This window comes from Ekhidna sp. (genome assembly GCF_040223195.1).
Classification (GTDB): Bacteria; Bacteroidota; Bacteroidia; order Cytophagales; family Cyclobacteriaceae; genus Ekhidna.
This window is the reverse complement of sequence record NZ_JAVKDX010000015.1, coordinates 252,154-272,362: the sequence shown is the minus strand read 5'-3', so window position 1 is coordinate 272,362 and position 20,209 is coordinate 252,154. Positions and strand designations below refer to the sequence as shown.

The following is a 20,209-nucleotide window of genomic DNA, read 5'->3' as shown; positions in this document are numbered from 1 at the left end:
TGATGTTTCAGAGTACCATGATAGCTCTACTAGTTCTAAAAGCATTGATTATTACCAATTGAAGCACTCCACTGTGCAAAAAGACAAGCCTTTTACGTTGAGTGGGTTAAAGGGAACGATTGAAGGTTTTTCTAAACGGTATAAACAGCATGATAAAGAAAATACTCTTGGAGGAGTATCATTTACCATTATCGCAAACAGGAAAATTGCAGAGTCTTTTAAGACGAACATTGAAAAGATTATCAAAGAAGATGTAGTAAGTAAGCAGTTTATTCAAACCCTGAAAAAGTACACGAAGCTATCCGGTAAAAAGCTCATTGAGTTTTGCAGCCTGCTAAATCTGGAAGATGGTGAAGGTGACTACAATGTACAGAAAGAAGACCTGAGGGTCGAAATGACTCATCTGCAACCTGGAATCATAGACCCGAGCCAATTGGACAGCATCGTTTCCATGGTTCAAGAAAGGGTCTTGCCCAATTCTGATGGAAAGATTGTAAAAGAACATGTTCTAAAGCCGTTTCGTGTAACATCCGAAAAGGAGCTTTTCCCTGCCCCACCGCTTTTTGAGAAGGTAGATAAGCTCACGATTAGAGATGTTTACAGTGAACTGATTGATGAGATCAATAAATCCAATCAACCTGTGATCATACATGCAGAAGGTGGTGTTGGAAAATCTGTCTTTAGTCAGTATGCGATTCAGGCTTTACCGGAAGGGTCACTTGGTATTTCTTATGACTGCTTTGGTTCAGGTAAATATCGCAGTAGAAGTGAACACAGGCATAAGCATAGAGAAGCGCTAGTGCAGATAGCTAATGAGTTGGCATCATTGGGATTTTGTGATCCCATGCTCGTTAACAACACCACGCAGGAGGATATGATTATGCGAGGTTTTTTGAGTAGGGTAGCTTCAACGCTCAAAGTGCTGAAACAATCAAAAACAACAGCACAATTATTCATTTTGATCGATGCTGCCGACAATGCCGAAATGGCTGCCAGCGAATTCAGCGATAGCTGTTTTGCAAATGAATTATTAAGGGAACAATTCCCAAAAGATTGCCATGTCGTTTTGTTATGTCGCCCAGAAAGGATTCATCTCTTGAAACCACCCGGAGGCATACCTCAAATCAGTTTGCCACCATTCTCCACGGAAGAAACTTATGAGAACCTTAAAAAGTGGTTTCCGGCAGCAAGTGAAGAGGAAGGGAGTGAGTTTCACCGTTTAACCAATGGAAACCCAAGGGTTCAAATGAATTCGATAGCAGCCGGTCACACCTCGGTGAAGGAATTGCTGAGTTACTTAGGGCCTTTCGGCACCACAGTAGAAAAGCAAATCGAAATACAGTTGGAGTCTGCCGTTCAAAAAGTAAAAGATGCCACAACTGTAGAATACCAGAATCAGGTGGATAAAATCTCCACAGGTTTGGCTAGCCTACCCCCAAATATTCCGATTGAAGTATTAGCAAAAGCCTCCGGAGTTCAGGAAGAGGATGTTAGGAGTTTTGTTGCCGATATCGGGCGGTCGCTTTGGTCCTTGGACTCTTCAGTACAGTTTAGAGATGAACCGACTGAAACCTGGTTTCGAAAAACCTATCTCGCAACCGAAGATCATTTTGCCCAATATATAAAGGTGTTAGAGCCTTTGGCGGCAAAGCTTACCTACGTAGCTGAGGTACTTCCTCAACTTTATCTGCAAGCGGGTATGTATGACCAGCTTATCGAAATGGCACTTTCTGAACAGCTCTTGCCGGAACATAATCCAATAGATAAACGAAATGTGATGGTTTACCGTCTACAGTTTGCTTTCAAGGCAGCCCTGCGATCACAGAAATATGAAGATGCCATAAAGCTGGCTTTGAGAGCAGGAGAGGAAGTAGCAGGAGATCGGCGACAACAAGATCTTTTTCAGGCCAATACAGACATACTGCCTTTGTTACAAGACAAGTCGAAGGTTCAGGAAATTGCCTTTAAGAGAGTCTTAAGGAGCGGTTGGGAAGGCTCTGAAAATGTGTACACGGCATCTCTACTTAGCGGAATAGCGGAATACAAAGGAGAAGCAAGTGGATACCTGCGGTCAGCGATGAACTGGTTGATGATTCACATCGAACAAGTGAAAAAGGCTGACGATCAGATACGGGAGAACAAGGTAGAGCATAGAGATATTATTGAAATTGCATTTGCCCATCTCAACCTATTTGGGGCAGGGAAGTGCCTAAAATTTCTAAATAGCCTTCAGCCTAAAGAATTTATATTTAAAGACATGAAAGGCTTGGTAAATCGACTAATAGATGCCGGCCGTTTTGAGGAAATTGAAGAAATTCTAAAATCTGCTAGGAGAAGTAAATTCTACGTTGTAGCTATTGTCAGTGAGCTTGTAGAAGTGGGACGATTTCCAGAGGCAGAAAACTTAGAAAAGTGTCTAGACACACTGACGAACCCAAAGCAACGAATAAAGAAACCGAGCGACACGTATCATGACAATCTTACCCCGTCAATTGTTGCTTTCTTAGAGGCCTGCTTGCATCGGAAATTGAGTCATGGTAAAATACTTCAAGCATTAGATTATTACGTACCAAAACAAGCTACCATTGGAGTTGGGGCCACTTATGATTCAAGGGAGCGCGTGGTTTTTTTGAAAGCACTAGCCATAAGAAATATCTTATCCAAGAAATCAGCAATGGATTTGGATGCTATGATTCCAGAGCGCTATAAATCAGATGATAAGAAGAGAAGGTTCACGGAAGAAATTAAAGAATTTAAAGAGGTAGTAGGTAGCCTGATTCCCTGGTATACCTTTAGGATCTCTCTGATCTCGGGAGAAAATCAAAAGTTCATTGATCATGCAGCTCAGGTTACCTCACAATCAAAAAAAGCTCACGGAGGAAGATATCGATCACACGATATTCTCCCTATAGAGATTGCAGAAATCATCTCTTCCATTTTGATTTACTGCACCCATATAGAAAGCCCGGCAATTAAGAAATTCTACCAAGGATACCTCAGCGATAACTCCTCATTTAATATCCAGCATCGAATAAACGTCCTGCGTGCTGGAAGTAGATCATCCCACCTTGACCCTATTCTCCCTGAAATCGAAAATTCTACATACCATAGAATAAAAGAACTTAATGATGTTGGGCCTGAAGAGATTGCAGACCACTATATTTCGTTGGCTCGGACGGTGCTTTTAGAAGCCCCTGACGATGCTGCCGTTTATTTCGAAGAGGCCATAGACATAGTTTCCAAATTTGGAGATGAAATCGTTGAGCGTTGGGAGGCAGTGGTTTCGTTGGGAAGACAAGCAGGTAGAAAAGCTACTGACGAAATTGCCTACAGGTTCATCCGGTGTGCAGAGCTAGTTGGAGGATATGTAGCCCGAGAAAAGCATTGGAATAGATCAGATGCAGTAATTACCTGCGCAAAGATGTCTCCCCCAATTGCTATATCTACATTAAGTCGTTGGCGTGATCGTGAAATTGGTCGGTTTCATTACCAGATAGAGGACCTTTTGATCTATCTGGTAAAGTCAAGAACGGTCAATCCCACGTTGGCATGGTCGATGACGAGGTTGTTCGGAGATCATGTATCGGATTCTCTACTAACGGCTTGCTTAAAAAATGAAGATGATGAAAGGCACCAAAAGGAAATATTTGATGATGCTGTCTCTTTGCTAAGAATGGAGGGGGTTAACCCCGATTATTGGGTGCAGTTAAAGGCTATTGGTGATGAATACGAGGTTAAATCAGATGAATTGAACAGTGTTGTTTCTGCGACTAGTAGCAACTCTAAACCAGCAATCCATAATCATCCAAGTAAGCGGGCAACAGATAAGTCTGAGACTAAGAAGGAGGCTCAAAAATGGACACGCGTTTTCAACGACATAGACATTCTGAAGACGGGAGGATTAGCGAAGGTTCACCAAAGATTCTTACAGGAGTTCAGTGACAATGAAGATGATCGTTTTTGGAGAGTCAGTGATCTTTATTCGAAAACACTGGAGCAGATCAAGCCTAATCAGATACATGATCTTATTGATGAATTGTTGGACTTTGAAAAAATAAGTCAATACGATTTTGAGCAAGTGCTAAGTTCGATACCTGATGCCTGGAAAAATAAGGTGAGTTTTAAGAAAAAATGGCCAACTGTTCTTTACCGGTTTGGTGTTAAGTACGCACATAGACTTGCTAGTACCTATTCATTTCGGTCAGTAGTCCAGACTCATGCAATAGATGGAGAATTGGTGAATAAATTGAAAGAAGGTGTGTTCTATGGTCTTTCACAAGGGCAGGAATTAACTGATGCCAGTACACTCTTCGGTTTTGTGAGGCATGCAGCATCATTTGTAAATGCAGACATTGCCTCAGATTTAACACACTATGCTCTATCAAGATTTGAGTTGCACATTGAAGATGATTTTGGAGATGGGCCTTGGGGTAAATGGTTGCATGTTTCGAGCGATATAAATAATAATATAGCGGGATTTATTTGGTCAGCACTTGGATCACCACTCTCTGAAACTCGTTGGAGAGCTTGCCACACAGTTAAGAAACTAGCTGATTTTGGTTGCACCAAAGTTTTAAATTCGTTGATTGAATGGATGGAACATGACCTGGTTGAAGCCTATGGTAGCAACCAGTACCCATTCTACAATTTACACGCAAGACAATATTTACTCATCGCACTTTGTCGAGTGTCTATAGATAACCCCGAAATACTAGTCGACTATAAGGAGAAATTTCAGAAGCACTCTCAATTTGAGTCTCATGTATTGATCCAAAAGTTTTCATCAGAAATTGCTTTGAATATTGAAAAAGCCACTCCAGGAACTTATAGTAGCGGAGAGATCTCCAGCTTTGAAGACGTTGGCAAGAGCAAGCATGAAGTTAGGAAAAAGGAATATGGATATCGAACAGATAGTTACTTGCATCAAAGTGGAGAGGTTGATACTGACATAGATCGTCATTTTGGCTGGGACTTTGATGAATATTGGTATAAACCTCTAGGTGAAGTTTTTGGGATTCCTGGTAAACAAGTTCAAGACTTATGCGCAGAAGTGATTGTTAAGGAATGGGGGCTTGGGACAAAATCAGGATATAATAATGATCCCCGTGTTGGTCTTTGGAACCGGTCTCAAGATAGGAAAACATGGCATGACCATGGTAGTTATCCAAAAACTGACAATTTGGATTTTTATCTTTCTTATCATTCAATGCTGGTCGTAGCAGCCAAGTTGGTTGAAAATATGCCTGTCATCTCTTCAAGAGACTATTGGGATGAAGAAGATCCATGGGACTATTGGCTGTCTAGACATTCCTTGACAAGAATTGATGGTAAATGGTTATCGGATAGCAGAGGTAAACTTCCATTGGAACGGCCAGATTGGATAACTAAAGAAAATAAAGATGAACTGTGGAGAACTGATATTCAAGAGATCGATTTTTTAAAGAGCATAAAAGTTCGAAATGGAGAAGAAACTTGGCTTAACATAAAGGGGGGATGGACTGAAAAGCATAATTCACGATATGAAACTCAAACAGTTTCATCATCCTTGGTTTCCAAAGAAACCTCAATCGCTTTGATGAGGGCTCTTGCAACAACAAGTGATTATCACGATTACAAATTACCGGATTTTGAGGAAGATAGGGTAGAAATTGATTCAGGCATATTTAAACTTCGCGGGTTTATTTTTAATCCCTATGTATCCAAAGGGATCGACGAATTTGATCCTTATGCAGGGAGTATAAGCTACCCACCATTTTCGTTAGGAGAGCCTTTCAACAAAGAGTTAAATCTTTCACCAGATGTGAATGGCCTAAAATGGTTTGCTAACGATGGCCAAATTGTTCTCGAATGTGATATTTGGAGTAGTGAGCCACGCGTTTATGATGAAGAACCAGAGCAATCTGGCATGCGCTTAAGTGCATCATTACCACTACTCAAAAGACTCTGTCAAATCTATGATAGCAACTTGATTATTGATGTCAATATTAGTCGAGACATAGAATACAAATACAGATCAGACGAAGAAAAATACAAGTATTTAACTCATAATAACATTTACTTATTCACACCAGATGGAAGACTTAGAAGCATCTCAAAAAATTATAGACTTAGGTAAATCCATAGTCAAGGAACTGGAACTCGACCCAGGTGTTGATACACTTTCAAAGTGGATGGCACATTATGTAGCTGAAAAGATAGAGTTGTCGAAAAAACTAACTGGAAGCAAGAAATCTAAAGCAGAGAAAGAATGCTTTGAAATTATTCTGAAACTCTGGGAAAATAGATGGTCAGTTCCCCCGCTCAAAGATCATTTGGAAGAATTTAAACCACTATTGGAGACTTTAAAAAAGCTTAACCCTAATAAGGAAGGGACATTCTTTTATCCTGAACGAGTTGCAATTTTTTTGGATGAAGAGAGCAAAGATGATAAGTCTGATGAAGTTAAAAATCATCTTGATGTTGCCTTGGAGGTGGATAAGCTTGCAAGATCTATAATTTCGGATTTATTATATCGCGCATCATCTGAAATAGAACTCAATAATGAAAAAGCGGAATATATAAGAAATGCTATTGACTTAATTGATTACCCAGACACTACTATCATAAGGCTCACTTCAGATTATGATGAATATCTCAAAGGTCAAGAAGATGAAGAGCTGGATGAGACAAAAGAAAAAGTAGAGAAGCTAAAGAAAAGAATAGCAAATATTGAAGCATTCAATTCAATTAGAGATTCAATCTTAGAAACATACCAAAAAGAGCTTGATAAGCTCGGTTGAGCGTTAATACCTGCTACACTACAATTTAAACGGTGATACACTACTGTCTTGAGTAATTGAAAATGTTCACTTTTTGGAATTATTGTCACTTAAAATGTTCACAAAGCTGATTTCAATGGTACCAATATGTTCACTTCTGTTTATGATTAAATATGATGTAGTATTGAACTAAATTCAGAGGTGATAATCAAACAAATCAGTCCTGAATTAATAAGTGCATCATGCGGAGTAGCAATTCATCCATTTTGAACAACAATGGGATAGCGCTTAAGGGGTATGACCCTGTTGCTTTCTTTACAATGAACAAAGCAATAAGGGGTTCCAAACGCTACATGATTCTAAGGAATGATTTAGAATGGCGTTTTGTAAGCGAAGCTCATCGTCAAGCTTTTACAAGAAATCCTGAAAAGTACATACCAAAGTATGGTGGATTTTGTGCCTATGGAGCTTCTGAAGGATATAAAGCAACAAGTAGTCCAGAAGCATTCACTATTTTTGATGATAAACTCTATTTCAATTTTGCCAATTATGTAAAGCGCAAATGGCTGGAAAAGAGATCCGCCAAAATTGATCAGGCTGATGCTAATTGGTCAACAATTAAATACGCAACGACTATTAAAGCCAATCCGAGTTTAATATTTGTTAAGTATAAATTCCTACTGCTTTTTGGAAAAAATCTTTTTGAATGAAGCGCCATTATTTACTTATCCAGACACTTGTGTAAAACAAGCATCTGGGATGGTTATTTAATTTTTGAGATGGTAGCACCCACAACCGACGGATCCTTTTTCATTCCGTCCTGAGAATGGTTAATGGCGGACAAAATCAAAGACTCAATCTCAGGCTTGCGATAGTCATCGGGACCTCTAACCGGAATGTGTCTGATCAACTTGCCTGTGCCTTGTAAAAGGTTTTTAGGATCCGGGAGACATGTGCCTTGATTGAAGCCAAGATTCAGGTGACTGGTGTAAATAGGGATCATGCAGAATGCATCGGAAAGTTTATCAGAGAGCGAAAAGACCGAAGTAAGTGCATGAGTATGGTATAAGATCTCATTGCATGTAGGAGCCACTTCAAAAATGTAGTCGCGAAGATCTGCAAATAGCTTCACCAGCTCCATCTCTTTTAATTCAAGATGAAAAAGAAAGTCGGGATGTATGGGTCGGTCTTCCATGATTAGGATGCATTGGGATCAGTTTCCATTGCACATACCAGGTTTCCCTCCGTATCCAGAAACTTGGCGATCCAGCCCACATGAGGAATAGCCGTCCTTGGCATCACTACCTTGCCGCCGCTTTGTTCCACTTTAGCGATGACCTCATCCACATTTTCTACACCAATGGTGCACTCAAAACCTAAAACATTACCCTCTACCGGTGAGTAGGTTCGTGATTGTAGCGCACCTATCAGTTCACCGTTTTCTGAATCTTCATCGCTGATTTGGGCAAAGTCTGAGGGCCCATATGCACGGAACCCCCAGTTAAAAACCTCTCCATAAAAACCCTTTGCCCTTTCAAGGTCTTCGGTATGTATTGCGAAATGAATGAGCCTGTTTTTCATAGTTGTTATTTTAAAGCTGTAAGAAATTCAGTGACTGCAGTCCAATATTCTTCTGCACCTTCCTGGCCGATCCAAAGTACTCGCGAACCATGAAAACCGTTGGATTCCGGGATGAAATGCATTTGATTGTTTTTCATCTCTACACTTTCAAATGATTTTTTGAGTGGTTCGGCTTCCGTTTTTGATGAGGTGACAAAGTATGGCTTGTCTACCTTACCAAAGGTATTAGCTAAAGTGACCGCCTGGTCTCCAAAATAGTCACCGGGACTGAATGCCAGAGCAGCTTTCACTTTTTTGTTTTCGGCCAACTCAAACAAAGCGAGGCTGGAAGAGTATGAGCTACCCCACACGACTACTTTCTGCTTATACTTTTTGGCCAGGTAATTAACGGCAGCTTTTAAATCCTGACGGGCATCCAGCATGGTAGGTTCCTGTCCCATCTCCATGGCCTTGCTTGCAGTCTCATTTTGTTGTCCTGCAAAAGCCCCACCGGAGCGCTGATCGATAGCCAGGCAATTGAATCCCATTTCATTGAGACGGGGAGCTATGTCAGTATATTCGGCCTTGTTATAACCCGCCTGATGGCACAATAGAATTACAGGTGCTTCTTTATCAATCTCATACAGATTACCACTGATCGTAACTCCGTCACTGGCTGGGATGGTTACTGAAATTGGTTGGTATTTTTCTACTACCTCATTAGTGCCCGGCTGCTGCACGCTGGCCTGCATTTGCTTGCGCTGCTCCATCTCCATTTTGATTAGGTTTTCGATGAGCTCCACACGAATGATCTTTCCGTCTGAGTCAAAGTGAATGGCGGATGTGCGCTCTCCCAACCCCTGAAATTCATACTTGACAGTGGCAGTGTTTTCAGCAGTTTCGATAAGCTCAAGACTTATGAAAGGCAGCTTTGTGACAATATTATTCAATATAGGTCCGGTATTTTCGGCCGGCATAGGATCAAATTTCAGCTCGCTGCTCAGGTGAGGTTCGATGTATTTTGTATCCTTATTTTCAAAGCTTTGCTTCAGTGCATCTACCTGCTTGCTGTAATCCTGAGCGGATGCCGGGAGCATGGCAAAGAACAAGAGCACAGCGGCGGCCTGTCTAAGCGCCCTCTTACTTCTCCATTTAGGAAATAGCCAGAGCGCCAGCCCCACATCAAAAAGGAGTACCTCATAGTACCACGGGTATTGTTCTGGTATTACTGCAAATGATATGAGCATGATCACTACACCAGTGATGGTCATAATTTTAACGAGACTTGAGTTATTCATAAGCTTTTTGTTTAGTAGGTTGCAGGGCCTCCTTCAGAATTACACTTTTTCAGAATTTTCTTCCAGCGACTGTAAATAACCCTCCAGCCTGCTCACATAGCGACCAAACTTAAGGTGCTGGGCATACCGCTGGAAATAGTAGCTGAACAGCCCGATAGCCACTGGCAGCACGAATAGCACAAGGGATCGTACATCCCAGCCTATTGCTTGGTTTTTGAATGCATAGGTGTAATAGATCCAGGTAATGAACACTGGTGACATTAGCGCATCTGAGTAGATGTTGAAGTTCATGGCCTTGCGCATGGAGCGGGTAAAATTGCTCAGACCCTGCTTCAGGTTAGATACGCTTTCGTTTAGCTGTTTGATCTGCTTGTATGCCCGATGATTGACAGCAATCATGGCGCCCAGAGCGAGGGTAATGATGATGTAAAAGCCTAACGATTCGCTATGACTAAGAAAGTTGGATAGCGGGTTGAAGTCCGGAGCGAAATACATAGCTGCTGTCATCCCTAGCCCGATTAGCATGGTGACTGTACCGATGATGAATTTGTAATGCATGGATCTCTTAATGCTTGATATCTCTGATTTTGACTTCTGGTGAATGGAATTACCGATTATAGTCGGTTCCACAAAATCGTTTTTTATGACATTGTCATTGAATAATTGCCAGGTAGCTTGTAGTTCCAATAGTTCCATGTCTTAGCTTTTTAGTTTTTTAGATAATTTGATTTTGATGCGGTTCATTTTTACCCGCACATAGTTGGTGGTGATGCCCACGATCTGCCCGATCTCTTCATTCCTATGCCCATCTAGGTGCAGTAGCACGATGGCTTTGTCCAGCTTGTCCAGCTGCCCGATGGCCTGGTGCATCGCCCGAAATTTTTCGCTTTCCATCTCCGCTGGAGGTGTGGGATCTACCTGCTCGCTAAACTCATAGGCTTCCAACACGAGCAGCTTGCGTTTTTTTACTTTCCGAAAATCCTGGATGGCGACATTGAGTGCCACGCGATACATCCACGAGGAAAACTGCGCCTCACCTCGGTAGGTGTGGTAGGACTTCCACAGGTTAATCAGGATTTCCTGGAATAGGTCTTTGCGATGCTCCTCATCGTCGCAGTAGAGCCGGCATACCTTGTGTATGATGCCCTGCGACTGGTTGACCTGCTCGAGAAATTCCGCTTCGTTGGTAGATTCCTTGGTTTTCAAATGATAGCGCTTTACCCGTAAGTGTAGTCAAACCCTTCATAATTACAGTTTTTCGAAATATTTATTTAGGTCGATTGTCGTCTGCGTTGGTCTTTTTGGCTGTTAGCTATTAGCCGTTAGCTATTTGGAGCTTGGAGTTTATTTGAATTTTGTGATTTAGAATTTGTCACACCAAGGAGGGCGGAACACGCGTTACAGTCACCCGTTCTAACTTACTTGAAAAAGAAAACCTCAAAAAGTGTAATTCTTAAAAGCAATCGGCAACCTACCAGATGTCTATTTCAAAAATAAAAGCATGATACTATCTATTAAAACAATTAAAACCAACGCTAGAAAGCGTAAGGGATGGATCGCTCTAGGCAATACGCTCATAATAACAGGGTTTCTTAGTTTCAGCAATCATCCCAATTGGGGAGCTTGGTGCTCTGCCATAGGGTTTATTATATCTGCTACAGCACTTTTGAAAAAATAAATACGGTCATCCATAGGAGTTCATGCTCTGTCGTCTTCCAGTACCGTCATTGCGAACCCGTATGTGCTGCATGTGTGATGAGGAGTGGGTGAAGCAATCTCAAGGTTAGTTGCAAGTGGCAGGCTGCAAGTAAGTCTCTATCTAAAGTCTATCGTACAGCATCTAAGCCTTGAAGTACTATATCCACTTAGCTTTTAAGCTTTTGTATTTTGTTCGACCAACGGGGATTTGCACTCCGTTTTTCAATACGGCTAGGTACTTGCTTCCTGTTTTAACCGCAATTTCTTTGACTTCAGAAGCTTTTACCAAGTAGGATCGATGGACACGCTCGAACAAATAGGCTAGCAGTTGTTCAAGTTTTTCGAGTGATTTATCATGAAGTTCTTTTGACCCATCGGTCAGATAAAGTTCTGTATAGGACCCAGCTCCTTTTATATAGAGCACATGCTCAATCGGTATGATCTGTATCCTATTCCGCTTTTTCACCGCCAGAAATCTGGCCGGATTGATAGCTTTATTATCTTTTCCAATTGCGCGACTGAAGGCTTGTTCCAGCCTTTCCTTGTTGAAAGGTTTTGGCACAAAGTCCAACACCCCGTATTCAAATGCTGCGATCGCTTTTTCTTTATAGGCTGAGACAATGATGGTATGAAACGACCCTGCGACCACCGATTTAAGCAAGTCAAATCCACTTTCACCATTTAGATTCAAATCAAGCAACACAATATCCAGGGGGTTCTTTTCAAGAAACTCCATCGCCTCGTGCAGTGTCTCAATATGCATTAGCGACTGTAGTCGATCCCCCAGAATATCCCGGGTCATTCGCTCAAGTCGACTGGCGATTCGCGCCTCATCTTCCACGATTAAAATATTCATCTCTTCATGCATATATTCTAATGACGCTTTTCCAGCCGTGATCGGTCGGTTCAGAGATCAGGTCCCATTTAGAATGGTAACTTTCCGTCAATCTGGCTTTAATGTATTTTAGTCCGGTACCTTCCTTCACACTTTTGCCTTCCCTTACACTACGGGCAAAAGTCAGTAAAGTATAGCTTGTACATTCCTTACTTGATTCATAAGTCAGTGTGAATTTTATGCTGTTATCTTCCAGTGGCAAGCTGTGTGTGATTCCATTCTCCAGAAGTGTATGTAGAATTCCCGGTGGTATTTTTTGTTGAAGATCTATCCCTTCTTCCTGCCATGCATAATCTATTTCTTTTCGGTATTCCATAATCTGGAGGTGGTTACGGCATAGTGCTATCTCCTGAGAAATGGGTATTAAAGTTTGATCCTCAATTTTATTAAAAAGATCAAACTCCTTGGCTAGCGCTTCTATAAACAGAACACCCTTCTTTGGTGACTCTTCCACCCAGTCTATAAGTGAAGTCAGCGTATTCATCAGAAAGTGTGGCTGAATGTTCTTTTTCAACAATTCCAGGCGCAGGCGAGTCGACTGAACCAATGTGTTTTCGTACGCCAGTCGTTGCGCCTTGATATTAAGTGTCAATAGGTACAACATACCCAGCAGAATAAGTCCCAGCCCAGTGTATAAACTGATGACAAACCCGGTAGCAAGAAATACCAAAACAGACAGAACCAAGGTCACAAGAACAAGGCGTGCCCCTCTTACATTTTTATACACCCCATATGCCACTATCCCAAAAGAAAAACACCACATACTCAGCACCATGCTCACTGTTTTGAAATCAAAAGCATGACCACCTATTAGCCAAAAGAAAATGAGTAACACCGCATATACAATTAATGACAGTCTACGCCTTGAATAGGGAAACTGCATTGAGAAGTAGGTTGGAATCAAAAATGTAATACCCAGCAAAAACGAGTTGATGATCTGCAGTCTTATGACATGCACGCTGTAATGGATGGGCACATAATCTTTGCTAAATACAGTTATTACAAGCGCAAAAATGAGAAAGCAGCACACACTAAAAATCAGTGTAGGATATTCTTTTCTGTTGTTTAGGAATAGAAAAAGAAAATAGATGGATATGATAAGAAATGCTCCTGCAAAAACGTGCATATAAGAAGTTTCGATAAGCAGGTCGTTGAGCAAATCCTCATAATCCGCGATCTCTAGTTCATATTGCCCCACATGATCCGGAAAATAATAGTTACTTAATCGTAAGGCCAGCACATGTTCTCCTTCTGTTGACAGGTGCATAGGAATGCCATGTGTTATCCATAGTTCACCCTCTGGAGGAAGCTCGGCTTCCTGCCCCGGGTTTCCGTTTCTTCCAATCAGTACCCCATCCCAAAAGATTTCATATTCCCCATACGCATCGATCCGAAGGCCGTATGGTCGAAATTCTTCAGGAGCTTTTAGTATATCAATGCGGGTTCTGGACCAGAAAATTTCGCCTTTTGGAATACGTTCTATTCTGCTTTCCCAATTGCTATCATTTAAGACCTTCTTCGACCAGGTGGGATTGTCACCCACTTGAAATACAGTGCGGTATTCCTTGAATATCGCTGGCTTTTGCTCGCAGGAAGAAGCCAGTAGCAGGATGCTGATCAAAAGAAGAAAATGGGACGATTTCAACTTCATTTTGACGTAGTTAAGTGGTGCAAACTAATTGATAAAAACAGGTTTGCGGAGCAGTTCATTTATACATAGAGCAGTTGGCAAGTTAAACGATGCGCATCAACAACGCTACGCCATCCTTTGAGGTATAACCCTAAAAATTCAATCGAGATTTATGATCAACTCTGTCCAATTTAAATGTTTATGTGTAACAAGCCTGTTACTGATTGCGACTATACTTCCTTTTGATGCAGCACTTGCACAAGGACAAAATGAACCTCAGAATACTTTCCCCAATTGGGAAAACACCAACATTCAGGTCATCCCAATACAAGATTCTAAAACTGGGAGAAACTATGAACTTTACGTAGAGTTGCCAGAGGATTACTCTGAGAACAATGATAAAACGTATCCTGTCCTTTATTATACAGATGCTGCATGGCATCTCGAAGTACTATCCGCCGGCCAGGAGTACATCTTAGAAGATGTCATTTTAGTTGGCATATCCTGGCAAAAGGATATCGATCCGGCGCTGGTTGAGGAACATGGAGAACATGTAAGCCGATTCCGCGATTACACAATACGTCCATCAAGCAAACCGGAAATTCAAGCCAAATATCAATTAGGGCAAGCAAGCAATCATCTGGAATTCATTCTCAAAGATGTAATACCGTATGTTGAAAACAACTACCAAACCGATCCTCAAAACCGATCCTATTTCGGCTATTCCGCGAGTGGTTTATTTGGAGCATACATTTTATCTGAACGTCCCAAGACATTTAAGAACTACCTAATTGGAAGTCCGTCACTACGAGGGAATATCTCGTATCTCTCAGAGCTGATTGCTGATAAAGACTTAAATGCCAATGTCTTCATTTCGAATGGTACGGAAGAAATAGAGTTAAATGAGCTTGTCAGAGAATTTGTTGCCCTTCTCGAAAACCAGAATAGCGAAACCCTGCACATAACTCATGAAGAGATTCTGGGCGATCATCAAACGGCCTTCCCACGAATGGCTGTTCGAAGCGTAGGGTGGCTGGCTGAATTGAACAAACCCGAATTTCCTGTACTGACGGGTCCTTTAATGGGGCAAGAGCCTCCAGGGTTGATTGCTGAACCCTTCGCACCCGGAATCATTTCGAAAGATGCATGGGAACTGGAGGGTGTGTTTGCTCCGGGCATGAAGGAATTTTATTTTACCCTCGATCGGGGTATATACTCCGGGCCTAATGAGACAGGATTTCGACCTACAGTTATTGGATTTCGCCAGGAAAACAACGTATGGAAAAAATTTACGGAGTTTTTACGAACAGGGGAAGTTACATTCTCACCGGATGGCTCGCGTATGCACATGGCAAAGGGTTATAGGGATCGCGTAGGGGATGGATGGTCTGAGCGTAAGAGCCTTGGATCCATGTTCGACAGGAAAGAATGGGGGATAATGCGCTTGTCAGCATCTGAGAACGGCACTTATGTGTTTGATGATTTTAAAAGCGGTGATGTCATCCGCATCTCAACATTAAAGGATGGCAAGCATCAAGAACCTGTTAAAATGAGTTCTGTGGTCAACTCCGGGAAAATGACTGCTCATCCCTTCATTGCGCCAGATGAAAGCTACCTCATTTGGGATAGTGAGAGAGAGGGAGGGTATGGAGAATCTGATCTGTATATCAGTTTTCGACAGGAGGGCGGTACATGGGGTCCGGCTATCAATATGGGTGATCAGGTCAATTCGGCGAATGATGATTTCTACGCGAGTGTGACTCCTGATGGCAAGTACATACTTTTTAATAGAAAGATGGATGATACAGGAGATAATATAGATATCTATTGGGTGGACGCCCGGATCATTGACCAGCTACGAACAAAACAATAAGAAACGATACCATTTGAAACCAATGAAGAAAACTTATTACTGATGTCCGAGAAAGATTTTTCGGTTCGGAGGAATCAGCCCAAATACACCCGTTCCACGTCGGCCTTTAATTCCCTAAAGGGACATTCTTTACAACTCCCTTTAGGGTGGGGGAAGTTCTGGATATTAAAGAAAAATCCTTTCTCGGATGATCTAAACGCAATTTTTTCAACAAACTAAAATTTTAGTCGGATGACAGTAAAAATTCACTTGATATCAATCATTGCCGGAACGCTAGTATTCAATGCTTGTGAAACCAAAACAAAAGAGTCAGATGTGCTTGATCTACCACCTTTATCCGATCGCTATTTCGGCGAGGAACCACCAGGATTAATCCCCAAACTTTTTGAACCTAAAATTGTCTCTCCGGATGGACTTTTTGAAGGAGGTGGACTTTCAACAGATGGAAGGGAATACTACTTCTCCAGGAAAAATGGGAAATATAAAGAACGCACCTTTTTTGTCATTCGATACGAAAATGGTAGCTGGGGAAACGAGTCTGAGACAGACCTAAAATGGCCTAAATTTTCAAAAGGAGGTGATACGCTATATCGCGGAAATAAATACAAAATCCGAACGGACACTGGTTGGTCTGAATACCAAAGCCTGGGCGCACCTTTTTCGGATAAGCATATTATGGGGCTATCGTTTTCAGATAATAGAACTGCTTACTTTGATGAAATAGAATTTGATGAAAATGGAAAACCTGATACAGTAGGAGCTATCAGTTATTCCCGCTTTATAGATGGCAAATATGAACCCCGACAAAAATTAGGCAAGGAGATCAATACCGGGACATGGATCGCTCATCCCACTATTGCTAAAGATGAATCCTATTTGATGTGGGATGTCAGAAGAGAAGATGGATATGGTAGATCTGATATCTACATTAGTTTTCGAGACAAAAATGATTCCTGGCTACTAGCAATGAATATGGGGGATAAGATCAACACCTCATTAAGTGAAAGTGGCGCACGGGTGTCAGACGATGGAAAATACCTGTTTTTTACCAGAGGACAGTGGGAGGTGAAAGAAGATGGAAGTGAAAATTGGGTAGGAAAATCCTATTGGGTAGATGCTCAGGTTATTGAGAATCTCAGACCCAAATATTAATCAACACAAAAGGAGATGTCATGCCGGACTAGATCCGGCATCTTCGACTGTTATTTATATTTCCCCCTTTGAAGGGGGTGAGTTAAGATTCTTTCCGCCCTCGTTGGTGTTGTCACCAATGAGTATTTTATCTACATGGTTGTTGGTCACAAGACCAACAACGGCAAAGAAGGTGAGTTTTCACTCTCATTGAGTGAAAAACGAAAATGTATAAATCAAAATTTCACCGTAATATTTGATTAGGTAATAGGGCAGCTTTGAACTCAACAAATTCAAAGCTAGCATGGAAGGATTTCATCAGTAACGCAAAGGCTGAAAGGTCTATTTCATTATGATCAGATTCTGCTTAATTGAACAGATCACTCCAAATTTCCTCAAATAGGGGGAACCTATTTTTGTTTTCAACAAACAGATCAATCATTAAAAAATGATTCCATCTTTCCTCAAATTGTTTTTTGTAAAAACTTTTCTTAAACCTTTTAAATTCTCTTAAATTTCTGTTGTAGTTCTTACCGGGTAAAAGCTCTCTTTCATTCTTGAACAAATCATCAAGTTGAGCTGCGATTTTATTGGCATTTAAAAACTCCTCCTTAATAGTATGCATAATTTGGTGTACGAATGAATCTGTAGTTCTCAGGATGTTTAGTGAAGTGATCTCCTGCATTTTTTCCATTGCCTTTCCAAAATCCTTGGATATCAATAAATTTTGATAAAAAGAGCTGAAACCATATTTAATCTCATTTGATCCGATTTGCTCTTGGGGGCTTATATTGATAGCATAAGGACATCTAGTTTTACTTCTAAACCGATCTGCAAGGTCGAGATTTATATAATGGCCTTTGCAAATACCAAGAGAAAGGGTAATATTATTTTGAGAAGCTATGTTTATTTCAATTAGATGATCATTTAATTCTGACCAAGAGATCTCTTCCGTTGATTTAGCAACTTCAAAGCCTCTCTCATCTCCATGTGCCTCGATATGAATTATAGGAAGAATGCCATATGAATTAATCTCTCTTCTTATTTTATTGAGAATTTGGAAGAATTCTAACTTACTCTTGAATTCAAAGTATTCGATTCTTAATACATCATCCCTATAAGAGAATGCGACTATGTCCTCATAAAGCCATTTTCCAGTTTTCGTTTCATCCTCTAAAGATTCGATAATGTAGACTGCATTGCTGTAGACTTGATAGAAATAGGGTTTTGATTTCAACACTTGAATATTTACTTCCTAGCTTAAAAATAGCTTTACCTTTTTGAAAGAAGTGGAGAGTTATATTTTTTGATTTAGAAGGTGGGAAAGATTTTATCTAGCTTCTGATGGTGTTTGTTACATATCCCCCAACCAGTCCTAGCATATACTAAAAGCTGGTTCAAGCCTGCCTTTTTCGTTGAGAATCCAAATGTCTCGGGTTGTGTCTCCTGTCCCTAAATGATTTGTGAAGACACAAACCATGGCCAAAGGAGCGAAACACTACAATTTAAATGGTGATACACTACATTTTAAATTGTGCTCTACACACAACATTCTCACATCCATTTTCAATTCCTTCCCACCATCTCCCACCAAATCCTCCAAATCACAAATGTCAAGCACCAATTTCCAAAAGTCTTCAAAAAAAGTAGTCTAATCGCCTCGTTTTCATAACTCACTCATTCACAGAACATTCATTTAAAGCTTAAAATCATCGATTTAATGCACAAATACGCATTTTTTAATATTTTGTGTATGAAAGTGGGAGAGAGTGGGGGAAAATAGGAAAAGTTGATTACATTTGTTCCGGTGGTTTATATTTTTCAAGGCTCAGTATGGCGTTTTTTACAAGCGAGTATGAGTGTAAGTTGGATACTAAAGGAAGGTTGGTCTTGCCTGCAAAGATCAAGAACAACCTTCCGGAGGTCTCCACTGCAGAACTAGTCATTCGGAAGGGATTCGAGCCGAACCTAATCCTCTACCCAATGGTGGAGTATAAAAAGATACACCACAAGATCTCATCATTGAGTGAATTCGATCCCGAACAGCGAAAGCTGAAAAGGACATTTTTCAGGAGCATCGCGCAGGTGGAGCTGGATAATGCAAACCGCATCCTGATCCCAAAACAGATGCTCGCTCATGCACAGATAGACAAGGAGGTACTCCTCATCGGCACGGGCAACTATATAGAAATGTGGAATCCTGAAGTATTTGACAAGCACATGATCAGTGACGATAGCGAATACTCAGAGCTGGCACAGAAGTTCTTAGATGAATAATAGAAAGCTACAAGGTTCGAGCTACAAGCTTCAAGACCTGAAGTTTAGAGCGGAGTGGAGCAAGGCAACTTGCAGCTTGCAGCTAAAAACTTGCAGCTATGTATCATAACCCCGTCATGCTGAAAGAGTGCCTGGACGGGCTGGACATAAAACCAGATGGAGTATACGTAGACGTGACTTTCGGAGGTGGCGGTCACAGCAAAGCGATACTCGATCAGTTGACAACCGGCCACCTCATTGCTTTTGATCAGGATAAAGATGCTGAGCAAAATGCACAAGAACTTATCAACACTCCCTTCTCCTCGGGGAGCGGTCAGACGCTTCTGAGGGAAGGGGATGAGGAGAAAAAAGAAGCGAAAAGTTCTTTCACATTTATTGAATCAAATTTCAGATACCTGAAAAAATTCCTCAGGCTACATGGCATCACGGAAGTGGATGGCATCCTGGCGGATTTGGGAGTTAGCTCCCATCAGTTTGATGAACCATCGCGTGGATTCACCATCAGGGCAGAAGGTGTGTTGGATATGCGCATGGATCAGGCCGCTGCAAAAAGCGCCAGGGAGGTAGTCAACGAATACGAGGAAAAGGATCTGATACATATTTTGAGTGCGTATGGCGAAATCAGAAATGCACGAACACTCGCAAGAGAGATTGTGAATTTCCGGATGAACCAGCCCATCGAGACCAACGAGCAATTGAAAGCCATCGCCATGAAGAACGCTCCAAAAGGTCGGGATCTCAAATACCTCGCACAGGTCTTTCAGGCCATAAGAATAGAGGTAAATGAGGAGATGGAAGCACTCAGGGAATTTTTGGTACAGGCAGGCGAGGTGCTAAAGGCAGAAGGCAGACTCGTAGTGATGAGTTACCACTCATTGGAAGACCGGCCGGTCAAGAATTTCATCAATAAAGGAAACATTAAAGGGGTCGATGAAAAAGACTTTTATGGGAATCCAATCAGGGTGTTAGACCCGGTAAACCGAAAGCCCATCGTTCCCACAGCGGCAGAAATTAAAGAAAACAGCAGAGCGAGAAGCGCTAAGCTGCGTATTGGCAAGAAAAGAAGCTGAGTCATTTGAAAGCCTTTAT

General features: G+C 41.4%; 15 protein-coding genes. 7 read left to right on the top strand and 8 right to left on the bottom strand.

Annotation, left to right across the window (positions count from 1 at the left end; genetic code table 11):
- Nucleotides 1–73 precede the first annotated feature (73 nt).
- The 3 genes from RLN88_RS08445 to RLN88_RS08435 all read left to right on the top strand — a co-directional run bounded on the left by RLN88_RS08445 (nucleotide 74) and on the right by RLN88_RS08435 (nucleotide 7,468).
- Entirely contained in the window at nucleotides 74–6,115 is a 6,042-nt protein-coding gene (locus tag RLN88_RS08445) for a P-loop domain-containing protein (RefSeq protein ID WP_350220952.1), read from the top strand.
- Nucleotides 6,072–6,779, top strand: a complete 708-nt coding sequence (locus RLN88_RS08440) for a hypothetical protein (RefSeq protein WP_350220951.1) — start codon at nucleotides 6,072–6,074, stop codon at nucleotides 6,777–6,779. The genes RLN88_RS08445 and RLN88_RS08440 overlap by 44 nt, the downstream gene beginning before the upstream one ends.
- 221 nt (nucleotides 6,780–7,000) lie before the next feature.
- Nucleotides 7,001–7,468, top strand: a complete 468-nt coding sequence (locus tag RLN88_RS08435) for a YHS domain-containing (seleno)protein (RefSeq protein WP_350220950.1) — start codon at nucleotides 7,001–7,003, stop codon at nucleotides 7,466–7,468.
- Nucleotides 7,469–7,521: 53 nt separating this feature from the next.
- Here the strand turns inward: RLN88_RS08435 and RLN88_RS08430 are convergent, their stop codons facing one another.
- The 7 genes from RLN88_RS08430 to RLN88_RS08400 all read right to left on the bottom strand — a co-directional run bounded on the left by RLN88_RS08430 (nucleotide 7,522) and on the right by RLN88_RS08400 (nucleotide 13,860).
- Nucleotides 7,522–7,953: a DUF1801 domain-containing protein gene (locus tag RLN88_RS08430; protein ID WP_350220949.1), complete on the bottom strand. Its 432-nt coding sequence runs from the start codon at nucleotides 7,951–7,953 to the stop codon at nucleotides 7,522–7,524.
- A gap of 2 nt (nucleotides 7,954–7,955) precedes the next feature.
- The gene (locus RLN88_RS08425; RefSeq protein WP_350220948.1) at nucleotides 7,956–8,339 is read right to left on the bottom strand and encodes a VOC family protein; all 384 of its coding nucleotides are present in this window, start codon (nucleotides 8,337–8,339) and stop codon (nucleotides 7,956–7,958) included.
- 5 nt (nucleotides 8,340–8,344) lie between these two features.
- Entirely contained in the window at nucleotides 8,345–9,616 is a 1,272-nt protein-coding gene (locus tag RLN88_RS08420) for an alpha/beta hydrolase (RefSeq protein WP_350220947.1), read from the bottom strand.
- Between the two features lie 39 nt (nucleotides 9,617–9,655).
- Nucleotides 9,656–10,312, bottom strand: a complete 657-nt coding sequence (locus RLN88_RS08415; protein WP_350220946.1) for a hypothetical protein — start codon at nucleotides 10,310–10,312, stop codon at nucleotides 9,656–9,658.
- 3 nt (nucleotides 10,313–10,315) lie between these two features.
- A complete protein-coding gene (locus RLN88_RS08410; RefSeq protein WP_350220945.1) occupies nucleotides 10,316–10,822 on the bottom strand; it encodes an RNA polymerase sigma factor in 507 nt (168 codons plus the stop codon).
- Nucleotides 10,823–11,471: 649 nt separating this feature from the next.
- Nucleotides 11,472–12,170, bottom strand: a complete 699-nt coding sequence (locus RLN88_RS08405; RefSeq protein WP_350220944.1) for a LytR/AlgR family response regulator transcription factor — start codon at nucleotides 12,168–12,170, stop codon at nucleotides 11,472–11,474.
- Nucleotides 12,171–12,174: 4 nt separating this feature from the next.
- Nucleotides 12,175–13,860 carry a histidine kinase gene (locus RLN88_RS08400; protein ID WP_350220943.1) on the bottom strand — a complete coding sequence of 562 codons (1,686 nt, stop codon included), beginning with the start codon at nucleotides 13,858–13,860 and terminating at the stop codon, nucleotides 12,175–12,177.
- A 151-nt stretch (nucleotides 13,861–14,011) separates the two neighbouring features.
- On the opposite strand from RLN88_RS08400, the gene RLN88_RS08395 reads away from it, so the two are divergent.
- Together RLN88_RS08395 and RLN88_RS08390 are read left to right on the top strand one after the other, a co-directional pair.
- Nucleotides 14,012–15,712 (top strand): alpha/beta hydrolase-fold protein, encoded by a 1,701-nt coding sequence (locus tag RLN88_RS08395; protein ID WP_350220942.1) that lies wholly within the window; start codon nucleotides 14,012–14,014, stop codon nucleotides 15,710–15,712.
- A gap of 231 nt (nucleotides 15,713–15,943) precedes the next feature.
- The gene (locus RLN88_RS08390; RefSeq protein WP_350220941.1) at nucleotides 15,944–16,864 is read left to right on the top strand and encodes a hypothetical protein; all 921 of its coding nucleotides are present in this window, start codon (nucleotides 15,944–15,946) and stop codon (nucleotides 16,862–16,864) included.
- A gap of 346 nt (nucleotides 16,865–17,210) precedes the next feature.
- Here the strand turns inward: RLN88_RS08390 and RLN88_RS08385 are convergent, their stop codons facing one another.
- Nucleotides 17,211–18,080: a hypothetical protein gene (locus tag RLN88_RS08385; protein ID WP_350220940.1), complete on the bottom strand. Its 870-nt coding sequence runs from the start codon at nucleotides 18,078–18,080 to the stop codon at nucleotides 17,211–17,213.
- A gap of 596 nt (nucleotides 18,081–18,676) precedes the next feature.
- Between RLN88_RS08385 and mraZ the strand changes: the two genes are divergently transcribed.
- Both mraZ and rsmH read left to right on the top strand, forming a co-directional pair.
- Nucleotides 18,677–19,120: a division/cell wall cluster transcriptional repressor MraZ gene (gene mraZ / locus RLN88_RS08380; protein ID WP_350220939.1), complete on the top strand. Its 444-nt coding sequence runs from the start codon at nucleotides 18,677–18,679 to the stop codon at nucleotides 19,118–19,120.
- A 98-nt stretch (nucleotides 19,121–19,218) separates the two neighbouring features.
- On the top strand, nucleotides 19,219–20,190 hold the full coding sequence (gene rsmH / locus RLN88_RS08375) for a 16S rRNA (cytosine(1402)-N(4))-methyltransferase RsmH (RefSeq protein ID WP_350220938.1): 972 nt from the start codon (nucleotides 19,219–19,221) through the stop codon (nucleotides 20,188–20,190).
- The last annotated feature ends 19 nt before the right edge of the window (nucleotides 20,191–20,209 follow it).

Coding starts and splice junctions, on each gene's coding strand:
- RLN88_RS08430 (WP_350220949.1), bottom strand. CDS start 7,953: ATGGAAGACCGACCCATACATCCCGACTTTCTTTTTCATCTTGAATTA.
- RLN88_RS08390 (WP_350220941.1), top strand. CDS start 15,944: ATGACAGTAAAAATTCACTTGATATCAATCATTGCCGGAACGCTAGTA.
- RLN88_RS08435 (WP_350220950.1), top strand. CDS start 7,001: ATGCGGAGTAGCAATTCATCCATTTTGAACAACAATGGGATAGCGCTT.
- rsmH (WP_350220938.1), top strand. CDS start 19,219: ATGTATCATAACCCCGTCATGCTGAAAGAGTGCCTGGACGGGCTGGAC.
- RLN88_RS08400 (WP_350220943.1), bottom strand. CDS start 13,860: ATGAAGTTGAAATCGTCCCATTTTCTTCTTTTGATCAGCATCCTGCTA.
- RLN88_RS08415 (WP_350220946.1), bottom strand. CDS start 10,312: ATGGAACTATTGGAACTACAAGCTACCTGGCAATTATTCAATGACAAT.
- mraZ (WP_350220939.1), top strand. CDS start 18,677: ATGGCGTTTTTTACAAGCGAGTATGAGTGTAAGTTGGATACTAAAGGA.
- RLN88_RS08420 (WP_350220947.1), bottom strand. CDS start 9,616: ATGAATAACTCAAGTCTCGTTAAAATTATGACCATCACTGGTGTAGTG.
- RLN88_RS08405 (WP_350220944.1), bottom strand. CDS start 12,170: ATGAATATTTTAATCGTGGAAGATGAGGCGCGAATCGCCAGTCGACTT.
- RLN88_RS08425 (WP_350220948.1), bottom strand. CDS start 8,339: ATGAAAAACAGGCTCATTCATTTCGCAATACATACCGAAGACCTTGAA.
- RLN88_RS08395 (WP_350220942.1), top strand. CDS start 14,012: ATGATCAACTCTGTCCAATTTAAATGTTTATGTGTAACAAGCCTGTTA.
- RLN88_RS08440 (WP_350220951.1), top strand. CDS start 6,072: ATGGAAGACTTAGAAGCATCTCAAAAAATTATAGACTTAGGTAAATCC.